This is a genomic window from Streptomyces sp. NPDC001002 (assembly GCF_053599215.1).
In genome coordinates, this window is record NZ_JBSFLV010000236.1 from 1 (window position 1) to 10047 (window position 10047).

The following is a 10047-nucleotide window of genomic DNA, read 5'->3' on the forward strand; positions in this document are numbered from 1 at the left end:
GCCCTGACCCGTCGCCACAGGATCGCGATCGCCGGTGTCGCCACCCTCGGTGCCGCCTCCCTCGCGTTCTCCGCCGTGCCCGGCAACGCGGAGACGACCACGAGCGAGGCCGCTTCCTCGGCGCAGGCGCAGATCGCCTACAGCTCCGAGCCGATCAAGGGCGTCAAGGCCAGCGTCACCGACCAGCTCGCCGGCGCCAGCCTGAAGGCCGAGCAGATCCAGGCGAAGGCCGACGCGAAGAAGACGGCCGCGAAGAAGAAGGCCGCCGCCGAGACCGCCGCCAAGAAGAAGGCCGCCGCCCAGGCCGCGGCGAAGAAGAAGGCCGCGGCCGAGCGCAAGGCGAAGAAGACCGCGAGCCGCTCCACGAAGCGCGCCGCGATCAAGCCCGCCGCGAAGACCTACGCCAACAACCTCGACGGCTGGATCAACCACGCCCTGGCGATCATGAAGCAGAAGGGCATCCCGGGCTCGTACAACGGCCTGTACAAGAACATCATGCGGGAGTCCTCGGGCAACCCGAGCGCCATCAACGGCTGGGACGTCAACGCGATCAACGGCACCCCGTCGATCGGTCTGCTCCAGGTCATCCAGCCGACCTTCAACGCGTACCACGTCTCCGGTACGTCCTCGAACATCTACGACCCGGTCGCCAACATCACGGCCGCCGCCAACTACGCGGCGGACCGGTACGGCTCGATCGACAACGTCAACAGCGCGTACTGAGGTCGGCGCGGACCTCTTTACGGAACGCCGAAGGGCGGCACCCCCTGACGGGTGCCGCCCTTCGGCGTCGTACGGGACCTGCTACTTGCGCATGACCTCCGGCTCGTGGCGGCGCAGGAAGCGGGCCACCAGGAAGCCGCAGACGATCGCGAGGGCGATCAGGGCGATCATGTCGATCGTCCAGGCGTTGGCGGTGTGCTCCCACAGGGGGTCCGTCCGGCCCGGATTGTCCTTGTCGGGGAAGAGGACGTTCAGATTGAGCGTCGCGCCCGCGGCACCGACCGCCCAGCGCGAGGGCATCAGGAACGAGAGCTGGTTGACGCCCACCGCGCCGTTCAGCGTGAACAGGCAGCCGGTGAAGACGACCTGGACGATCGCGAACATCACCAGCAGCGGCATCGTCTTCTCGGAGGTCTTCACCAGCGAGGAGATGACCAGGCCGAACATCATCGAGGTGAAGCCCAGCGCCATGACCGGCAGGGTCAGTTCCAGCTTGGTCGCGCTGCCGAGGACCAGGCCCTCCTTGGGGACCTCGCGGGTGGCGAAGCCGATGGCACCGACCAGCGCGCCCTGGAGCAGGGTGATCACACCGAGCACGACCACCTTGGACATCAGGTACGCCGAGCGGGACAGGCCGGTCGCCCGCTCCCGTTCGTAGATCACCCGTTCCTTGATCAGTTCACGGACCGAGTTGGCGGCGCCCGCGAAGCACGCGCCGACCGCGAGGATCAGCAGCACGGTGGTGGCCGTCGGGTTGGTGCCGGCCTTCCCGCGCGGGAGCAGGTCCTGGCCCGAGTCGATCAGCAGGCTGACCGAGCCGAGCACGAGCGGCAGGATGACCGTCAGCGCCAGGAAGCCCTTGTCCGACACGATCACCGACACATAGCGGCGGATCAGGGTGAACAACTGCGGGAGCCAGCCCTGCGGCTTGGGCGGCTTCATCGCCTGTGCCGACGGCATCTGTACGGACTGCGGAGCAATCGCGTCGATGTCCGCGGCGTACATCTGGTAGTGCTGCGAGCCCTTCCAGCGTCCGGCCCAGTCGTAGTCGCGGTAGTTCTCGAAGGCGGAGAAGACGTCGGCCCAGGTGTCGTAACCGAAGAAGTTCAGGGCCTCCTCGGGCGGGCCGAAGTAGGCGACCGAACCGCCCGGCGCCATCACCAGGAGCTTGTCGCAGATGGCGAGTTCGGCCACCGAGTGGGTGACGACGAGGACCGTGCGGCCGTCGTCGGCGAGGCCGCGCAGCAGCTGCATGACATCGCGGTCCATGCCCGGGTCGAGACCGGAGGTCGGCTCGTCCAGGAAGATCAGCGACGGCTTGGTGAGCAGCTCCAGAGCCACCGAGACGCGCTTGCGCTGGCCGCCGGAGAGGGAGGTGACCTTCTTCTCCTTGTGGATGTCCAGCTTCAGCTCGCGCAGCACCTCGTTGATGCGGTCCTCGCGCTCGGCGCCGGTGGTGTCGGCGGGGAAGCGGAGCTTGGCCGCGTACTTGAGGGCCTTCTTGACGGTCAGTTCCTTGTGCAGGATGTCGTCCTGCGGGACCAGACCGATGCGCTGGCGCAGCTCGGCGAACTGCTTGTACAGGTTCCGGTTGTCGTAGAGGACATCGCCCTGGTTGGCGGGCCGGTAGCCGGTGAGCGCCTTGAGCAGGGTCGACTTGCCGGATCCCGACGGTCCGATGACCGCGATCAGCGACTTCTCCGGTACGCCGAAGGAGACGTCCTTGAGGATCTGCTTGCCGCCGTCGACCTCGACGGTCAGGTGGCGCGCGGAGAAGGACACCTCACCGGTGTCGACGAACTCCTCAAGCCGGTCGCCCACGATCCGGAACGTCGAGTGGCCGACGCCGACGATGTCCGTCGGGCCGAGCAACTGCGAGCCGCCCTTGGCGATCGGCTGGCCGTTGACGTACGTGCCGTTGTGCGAGCCGAGGTCGCGGATCTCCATGCGCCCGTCGGGCATCGAGTGGAACTCGGCGTGATTGCGGGAGACCTGCAGGTCGGACACGACCAGGTCGTTCTCCAGGGCACGACCGATGCGCATCACGCGCCCGATCGAGAACTGGTGGAACGTGGTCGGGCTGCGGTCGCCGTAGACCGGAGGTGCCCCCGCGACACCACCGGAGTTCTGCTGCGGCGGGATGTGCGCGGCCGGCTGCTGCGGTGTGGCCTGCTGCGGCTGCTGCCAGCCGGCCTGCGGGGCCTGCTGCTGCGGCGGCGCCTGCTGCGCCCAGCCGGGGCTCGCGCCCTGGGCCGCGTACGGCTGCTGCTGCGGCTGGGCCTGTGGCGTCGCGGCCGCGGCGCCGGACGCGCTGAGCAGCGGTCCGTCGGTCGCGTTGCCGAGGTGCACGGCGGAGCCAGGGCCGATCTCCATCTGATGGATCCGCTGGCCCTGCACGAAGGTGCCGTTGGTGGAGCCGTGGTCCTCGATGACCCAACTGCGGCCCCCCCAGCTGATCGTGGCGTGGCGCCAGGACACCCTGGCGTCGTCGAGCACGATGTCGCCCTGCGGATCACGTCCGAGGGTGTATGGCCTGGACTCCTCTAGCGTCCAGGTACGTCCGTTCAATTCCAGTACGAGTTCCGGCACTCCAAGCCCCACTGAGTAGTCCCCCGAATTACCCCCATCACAGGGAGTCTAGGGATGTCGAACATCGTCGGGAACTATTTCAGGCTCACCCCCCTGACCGAAAGTCGGGCGTCGTGAAGACCACGCGCGCATGCATCGTCCGGTTCCGTTGACGGGGTTGAAACCGACCCGGAGAGTGGTAATCCACGCGAGGGGGATCAGGGCGCGGCTGCTGTGCCGTGCGCTGCGGATCGGGGGGTCTGCCATGAGCGCGTCGTTGACCGTCGAGGCCACGAAGGCCGGACCGAGGCTGCCGTGGGGAGACGTCCTGCTGTCCGCGATCGCCGCGGTGAGCTGGGCGTTGATCGGAATGGCGGGCACGGCGGCGCTGGGCCTGCACCTGCTGGAGGCGGACTCGGCGAGCTCGCTGGGCCCGATGACAGCGGCCGTGGTGGCCCTCGGTGCGGGTGGTTCGATCACTCCGTCCGGCGATGTGTCCGCTTTCGGCCTGACCGGCGCCGAGGCGACCACGGCCGTGACGATCACACCGTTGGGCGTGAGCCTGGTCGGCGCGCTGCTCCTGTCGTGGTTCTTCCTACGGTCCTTGCGCGCGGCGGGAGTTGTGATCGCACCGGCCGAACTCCTCGCCCGCGCGGGCGCCGTGATCGTCCTCTTCGTGGCCATGCTGGGCGGCCTGGCCTGGGCGGGTCACGACGTCATCACGATCGACGGCGGCCAACTGGGCCTGGACCAGCTGCCCGGCGGCTCGGGCGGCGGCGGGGTCAGCGTGCCCGGGCTCGGCGACCTCGGGGACATCGGCGGGCTGCTGCCGGACAACGTCGGCAACCTCATCGACGCGAAGGCGGGGGTCGGCTTCACCGTCGACACCGCGCCGACCCTGCTCGGCGGCCTCGCCTGGTCGGCCGGAATCCTCCTGATCGCCCTGCTGGCCTCGCGCCGCACGCCTCTGCCGCGCGGCTGGGAGGCCGTGCACCGGGTCGTCCGCCCGGCCGCGTCCGCGGTCGTGACGGTGATGTTGGTGACGGTGGCGGCGGGTCTGTCGGCGGCGGTGTACGCGGCGATCGGCGACGACCACCCCAAGCGGATCTTCGGCGCGGCGCTGCTCGGCGCCCCCAACGGCACGTGGCTCGGCATCCCGATCGGCCTCTTCGTCCCCTACGACGGCCGCGCCACGGGCGAACTGGCCAAACTCCTCCCCGACCCCCTCGACGACCTCCTCACCGCCAACACCGACCAGTCGGTGACCCTCAGCCGCCTCGCCGACCTGGACAGCCGGGTATGGCTGCTGGGGGTGGCCTCGGCGTTGATGATGCTGCTGGCGGGCGTACTGATGGCTTCGCGGACGCCGGTGGGGATTCCGGTGGGCGGTTCGGGGGGCGGGGCGCTGCGGGCAGGTGGCGGGACCGGGACTGCGGGAGGTGCGGGCCGCGGGGCCGGTGAAGCCTGGGGGCCGGGAACTGGGAGCGGTACGGGGCCGGGTGCGAGTCCGGGGTCTGGTGCGGGTGCGGGGCCTGGTGCGGTACGGAATCCAGGTGCCCTCGGGTACGCCGGACAGTGTGCGCTGCGGCTCGGGATCGCCACGGCGTTGGCGTTGCCGTTACTGGGGTGGCTGACAGAGGTGTCCGTGGACGCCTCACTGTCGGTACTGGGCTTCGACGCGTTCGGCGCCGGGATCGTGTTGAACGCGCACCTGGGGATGGCTCTGGTGCTCGGTGCCCTGTGGGGCGCGGGCGCGGGTGCCGCCGGGGCGCTGCTCGCATGGGCGACCGGAGCCGCGGGACGACGGGCGGCGCCGCTGGCACTGGGGCACGTGGGAGTGGGCGGCGCGCCGGGCGCGGGGGCGGCTTCGGGTGCCGGGTATCCGCAGTACTCGCGGGAGGCGGGGGCCGGGGCTGGTCCGTACGCCGGCGAGTCGGGGACGTACGCGCAAGGGGCCGGGCCGTATGGGGGCGGCGAACCGGGGGTGGGGGCGCAGGGGTCGGGGCCGTACTCCGGTGAGGCGGGGGCATATCCGCCGGGCGGCGGACCGTATGCGGGCGAATCGGGAGTGCGGGGCCAGGAGGCTGGGTCGTACTCCGGTGACGCGGGGGCGTACCCGCAGGGCAGCGGACCATACGCGAGCGAACCAGGGGCGCGTCCTCAAGGGGCGGGTGCGTATCCCGGTGAACCGGGGACATACCCGCAGGACAGCGGCCCCGGCCCATATGCCGGCGAGCCGGGGACACCTCCTCAGGGCTCAGGGCCCTACGCGAGCGAACCGGGGCCGCAGACGCCTGGGCAGAGGCCCTACGCCGGTGAACCGGCCGCGCAGTCCGGTGAGTCCGGGCCGTACGTGCCCGGATCGCCGTACCGGCCGCCGAACCCCGCCACGAACCCGTATCTGCGCGTGCCGGACGAGGTACGCGAGCCGGAGGACGCGCGGCCGTCGGACCGGGGGCGACCCGGGGGCGGCAGCGGACAGCCAAAAGGCCAGGCACGACCTGCGGGCGGAGGCGCACGGCCGCAGTCGCCGCGCCGGCCTCCCCAGCCGCCGCCGTCCGGGAACCGGCCCCAGTCCCCGCCACCGGACGACGGCCCTCCCCCGCCGCCGCCTCCGCCACCGCCGCCGAGGAGGCCGTCGGGCGGGCAGTGAGGTGTCCGCAGACAGGGCGGTGATCCCTTCGGCCTGCGCACAGGGGATGCCGTCCGGTCGGCCTCGCAGTGGGGACCCGGCCGAGTTCGTGAGCTGACGAAGGACGCCAGCAGACCTCCGGGAGTAGGGCGTGGCTGCCCTCCCGACTCGGCGCGGGCAGGACGCAGCCGAGTTCTTCAACCGGTGCAGAGCGCCCGCGGTCCCCGGAAGCTGGACGCGGTCGGCCCCCTCAACCCCACTCCACGCGCCCGCACACCTCGTCCTGGACGTCCCCCGGACAGGACGCGTCCGTCCTCCTCAACCAGCCCAAGACGCCCGTGGACATCCTCTCCAGACGATGCACACTGCTCCCAGGCCGCAGGGGGCAGCACGCGCCCCACCACTCAGCCGGCGTCAGTCACCACCCGCAGACCTCCGGAGGAGACACGTGGCCGACAAGTAAGGCACACGCAACCCACCCGACACCCACTGTTCCGTGTCCGCTAGGCGGACCGCGGCGGCGATCGGCACTGGGTGCCGGATACGGTGGGTGCACCATGAGCGCTGAGCAGACCTCGTCCTTCGACGTCCCCGCCGACCTCCCCACCCTCCTCGTCAAGATCTTCGGCAAGGACCGCCCCGGCATCACCGCGGGCCTCTTCGACACCCTCGCCGCCTTCTCCGTCGACGTGGTCGACATCGAGCAGGTCGTCACGCGTGGCCGGATGGTGCTGTGCGCGCTGGTGACCGAGCCGGAGCGTGGGCTGGAGGGGGAGTTGCGCTCCACCGTCCACAGTTGGGCGGAGTCGATGAAGATGCAGGCGGAGATCATCTCCGGCCTCGGCGACAACCGGCCCCGTGGCCTGGGCCGTTCCCTCGTGACCGTGCTCGGGCATCCGCTCACCGCCGAAGCGACGGCCGCCGTCGCCGCTCGGATCACCCGGGCCGGCGGCAACATCGACCGTATCTTCCGGCTCGCCAAGTACCCCGTCACGGCAGTCGAGTTCGCGGTGTCCGGCGTGGAGACCGAGCCGCTGCGCACCGCCCTGGTGACAGAGGCTGCGGCACTCGGTGTCGACGTCGCCGTGGTGGCTGCCGGGCTGCACCGGCGGGCCCAGCGGCTGGTCGTCATGGACGTCGACTCGACGCTCATCCAGGACGAGGTGATCGAGTTGTTCGCCGCGCACGCCGGCTGCGCGGACAAGGTCGCCGAGGTGACCGCGTCGGCGATGCGCGGGGAACTGGACTTCGAGCAGTCGCTGCACGCGCGCGTGGCCCTGCTGGCGGGTCTCGACGCCTCGGTGGTGGACAAGGTCCGCAGCGAGGTACGGCTGACGCCGGGCGCGCGCACGCTGATCCGCACGCTGAAGCGGCTCGGCTATCAAGTCGGCGTCGTCTCCGGCGGGTTCACCCAGGTCACCGATGATCTGCGGGACCGGCTCGGGCTGGACTTCGCGCAGGCCAACACGTTGGAGATCGTCGACGGGAAGCTGACCGGCAAGGTCACCGGCGAGATCGTGGACCGGGCCGGGAAGGCACGGCTGCTGCGCCGCTTCGCCGCCGAGGCGGGCGTACCGCTCGCCCAGACCGTCGCGATCGGCGACGGCGCCAACGACCTGGACATGCTCAACGCGGCCGGTCTCGGTGTCGCCTTCAACGCCAAGCCGGTCGTCCGGGAGGCCGCGCACACGGCGGTGAACGTGCCGTTCCTGGACACGGTGCTGTATCTGCTGGGCGTGACCCGCGAAGAGGTCGAGGCTGCGGACACGCACGACGAGGAGTGAGCGTCCGCAGCCGACGGACGGGCGGCGCGGGTTGTGCGAGCTACGTGGTGTACACGGGGTACGCCGATTACTGCGCGGGGTACGTCGATTACTCGGACGGGGCCCAGTAGTCGGTCAGCTTGGCGGCGCTCGGCTCCAGGCTCTTCCAGGAGCCGTCGAAGGACAGGACCGCGAAGGCGGCGGCGGGGAAGCCGCGCCGGTTCATCCGCTCGCGGGCGTCGCCCTCGGCCGTGCCGGCGAGTACGTCGGCCAGGCCCTGGATGCCGGGGTTGTGGCCGATCAGGACGACTTCGCGGGCGTCGTCGGGGGTCTCGTTCAGCAGCGCGATCAACTCGCCGGGAGAGGCGTCGTAGATCCGCTCCTCGTAGACGGTTTTCGGCCGGTGCGGGAGTTCGTGGACGGCCAGCTTCCAGGTCTCGCGGGTCCGGGTCGCCGTGGAGCACAGGGCCAGATCGAAGGGGATGCCGGTGTCGGCCAGCTTGCGTCCGGCGACGGCGGCGTCCATGCGGCCCCGCTCAGCGAGTGGGCGCTCGTGGTCGGTCACCTCGGGCCAGTCGGCTTTCGCATGCCGGAAAAGGACGATCCTGCGGGGTTCTGCGACGCTCATGGAATCCAGCTTCGCATGAAAACAGGCCATGAGGAGGGGGGAGTTGACGGGTGGCCGGAGCGGTGCTCAGCCCGCTATGAAGTGCTGCGCCCGCTCGAAGAGCTGGGTGATCATCGGGTCGCTCGCCGCCGCGTGCGCGTCCGTCGGGTTGAGCATCAGGGCCAGCAGCACGATGAACGCGAGAGCCGGCAGGGCGAGGGCCCACCAGGGCAGACGGATGTCGACGCCACCGGAGGTCGCCGGGTGGGGCCGGGTGTGCGTGGTGGCCGACATGGCTTCCTCCGTGGTCTTCGAGCCCTGGTGATCCGCCCCTCGCGGTCACACTTCGAAGTTACGGACTCCGGCGCCCTCAACCCATCCGGAGATCCACCCACTTGACCCTGACACCCACCCCCTAGGGGATGGTGGTGCTAGCCCCACCATTGACCGGGAGACGGCAGATCGCGGCGCCGGCTCACGGCGTGGGGATCATCGGTTCACACCGGCTCACGGCATGCGGATCAGCGGCTCAGGGCGAGGCGATCGTCGCGATGACGGCGATGATCACGAAGATGGCGAAGAAGGAGCCGAAGACGATCAGCATCTTCTTCTGGCCGTTCTGGGGGTTCGGGTCGAGAACTGGCATGCCGCAAGTCTCGCACCCCTGCCCCGCGTCGGAGTCGCGGGGGTGAGGCCGACGGCGAGAGCCGGGGTCAGCGTGCCGCCGCCTCGTCCTCCACCGTGCGGTCGCGTCCCGCGAGCACGCCGACCACCATCTGCGGGATCATCAGCCCCGCCATGAGGGCGATCGGCAGGCCCCAGCCGCCGCTGCTCTCGTAGAGGACGCCCACCAGGAGCGGTCCCGGGATGGAGATCAGGTAGCCGGTGCTCTGTGCGAAGGCCGACAGCTGGGCGACGCCCGCGCCGGTCCTGGACCGCATGCCGACCATCGTCAGGGCCAGCGGGAAGGCGCAGTTGGCGATGCCGAGCAGCAGCGCCCAGACCCAGGCGCCCGCGGCCGGCGCGAGGTACAGGCCGGCGTAACCGGCGAGGCCGCACAGGCCGAGTGCGATCACGATCGGCCCCTGGTGCGGGAGCCGGGTGGCCAGGCGCGGGATGACGAAGGCCAGCGGCACGCCCATCACCATGGTCACGGCGAGCAGCAGTCCGGCGGTGCCGGCGCTCACGCCCGCGTCCCGGAAGATCTGCGCCATCCAGCCCATCGTGATGTAGGCGGCGGTGGCCTGGAGCCCGAAGAAGACGGCGAGCGCCCAGGCGGTACGGCTGCGGGTGATGCGCAGTTCGGGCTTCGGCTCGGTCTCCCGCGCGGGTGCCTCCGACGCGGGTGCCTCCTGGCCGTCGGGCGCTTCCCGGTGTCGTACGAGTGCGATCCACGGGACTATCGCCGCGGCGGCCAGGAACGCCCATGCGGCCAGGCCCGAGCGCCAACTGTCGCCCAGCGCCTCGGCCATGGGCACGGTGACGGCGGCCGCGGCGGCGGTGCCCAGGGCGAGGCCCATCGAGTACAGGCCGGTCATGGAGCCGACCCGGTCCGGGAACCAGCGCTTGACGATCACCGGCATGAGGACGTTGCTGACCGCGATGCCCATGAGGGCGAGCGCGCTGCCGGCCAGGAAGCCGGGCGTGCCGCCGATGTAGGGCCGTATGAGCAGGCCGGCGGTGATGGCGACCATGCCCGCGCAGACGACGGCGCCGACCACGCCGAACGACACCGTGACGCCGACGAAGTTGAT

At 70.8% G+C, this 10047-nt stretch carries 8 protein-coding genes; 3 read left to right on the forward strand and 5 right to left on the reverse strand.

What is annotated here, in order from left to right; translation table 11 throughout:
• A partial coding sequence (locus ACWDR3_RS45815) for a transglycosylase SLT domain-containing protein (protein WP_450358636.1) occupies positions 1 to 723 on the forward strand: 723 nt, incomplete at its 5' end.
• An 81-nt stretch (positions 724 to 804) separates the two neighbouring features.
• Here ACWDR3_RS45815 and ACWDR3_RS45820 read toward each other — a convergent pair.
• Positions 805 to 3312: an FHA domain-containing protein gene (locus ACWDR3_RS45820; protein ID WP_450358637.1), complete on the reverse strand. Its 2508-nt coding sequence runs from the start codon at positions 3310 to 3312 to the stop codon at positions 805 to 807.
• A gap of 244 nt (positions 3313 to 3556) precedes the next feature.
• On the opposite strand from ACWDR3_RS45820, the gene ACWDR3_RS45825 reads away from it, so the two are divergent.
• Together ACWDR3_RS45825 and serB are read left to right on the forward strand one after the other, a co-directional pair.
• The gene (locus ACWDR3_RS45825; protein WP_450358638.1) at positions 3557 to 5944 is read left to right on the forward strand and encodes a streptophobe family protein; all 2388 of its coding nucleotides are present in this window, start codon (positions 3557 to 3559) and stop codon (positions 5942 to 5944) included.
• Positions 5945 to 6480: 536 nt separating this feature from the next.
• Positions 6481 to 7707 (forward strand): phosphoserine phosphatase SerB, encoded by a 1227-nt coding sequence (serB, locus tag ACWDR3_RS45830; RefSeq protein WP_450358639.1) that lies wholly within the window; start codon positions 6481 to 6483, stop codon positions 7705 to 7707.
• 88 nt (positions 7708 to 7795) lie between these two features.
• On the opposite strand, the gene ACWDR3_RS45835 is transcribed toward serB, so the two are convergent.
• From ACWDR3_RS45835 to ACWDR3_RS45850, 4 genes are all read right to left on the reverse strand, one after another.
• Positions 7796 to 8314: a SixA phosphatase family protein gene (locus tag ACWDR3_RS45835; protein ID WP_450358640.1), complete on the reverse strand. Its 519-nt coding sequence runs from the start codon at positions 8312 to 8314 to the stop codon at positions 7796 to 7798.
• A 66-nt stretch (positions 8315 to 8380) separates the two neighbouring features.
• Positions 8381 to 8587 (reverse strand): hypothetical protein, encoded by a 207-nt coding sequence (locus tag ACWDR3_RS45840; RefSeq protein WP_450358641.1) that lies wholly within the window; start codon positions 8585 to 8587, stop codon positions 8381 to 8383.
• Between the two features lie 235 nt (positions 8588 to 8822).
• Positions 8823 to 8939, reverse strand: coding sequence for an SGM_5486 family transporter-associated protein (locus ACWDR3_RS45845; RefSeq protein ID WP_124002440.1), 117 nt, complete (start codon positions 8937 to 8939; stop codon positions 8823 to 8825).
• Positions 8940 to 9006: 67 nt separating this feature from the next.
• The coding region (locus ACWDR3_RS45850; RefSeq protein WP_450358642.1) for an MFS transporter at positions 9007 to 10047 on the reverse strand (1041 nt) is incomplete at its 5' end.

Coding starts and splice junctions, on each gene's coding strand:
- ACWDR3_RS45825 (WP_450358638.1), top strand. CDS start 3,557: ATGAGCGCGTCGTTGACCGTCGAGGCCACGAAGGCCGGACCGAGGCTG.
- serB (WP_450358639.1), top strand. CDS start 6,481: ATGAGCGCTGAGCAGACCTCGTCCTTCGACGTCCCCGCCGACCTCCCC.
- ACWDR3_RS45835 (WP_450358640.1), bottom strand. CDS start 8,314: ATGAGCGTCGCAGAACCCCGCAGGATCGTCCTTTTCCGGCATGCGAAA.
- ACWDR3_RS45840 (WP_450358641.1), bottom strand. CDS start 8,587: ATGTCGGCCACCACGCACACCCGGCCCCACCCGGCGACCTCCGGTGGC.
- ACWDR3_RS45845 (WP_124002440.1), bottom strand. CDS start 8,939: ATGCCAGTTCTCGACCCGAACCCCCAGAACGGCCAGAAGAAGATGCTG.